Here is a 284-nt window from a genome sequence, read left to right on the forward strand (position 1 = left end):
TTGGTTCTTTAGGTGTAGGAAGCGGATTTGCAGGTCAGGTTTCAGGAAACGGACTTGCTGATATGTATATTAATGTTTCTTATACTCCTGTAATAAGTTTTGGTGTTGGTACTAAAGCTTATTTCTTAGATAGTAAATTAGCATTGGGTTTGCAGTTGGGAGGAAAAATAATAGCGGATTTATCCCCTGAATATTTAGCTTACTGCAGCGACAGTACAATATTAGCACCTGAAATTGGAGAAATAATAGTTAGTGATTTTATGATAAAAAATATGAACCCAGTA

Annotated in this window: 1 pseudogene; it reads left to right on the forward strand. The window is 34.5% G+C overall.

The features are described 5' to 3' along the window. Window positions 1-284: pseudogene (locus EZH24_RS13750) on the forward strand (hypothetical protein); the annotation flags it as partial.

Origin of the sequence: Brachyspira catarrhinii (assembly GCF_005518285.1) — a bacterium.
In the GTDB taxonomy this organism is placed as follows: domain Bacteria; phylum Spirochaetota; class Brachyspiria; order Brachyspirales; family Brachyspiraceae; genus Brachyspira; species Brachyspira catarrhinii.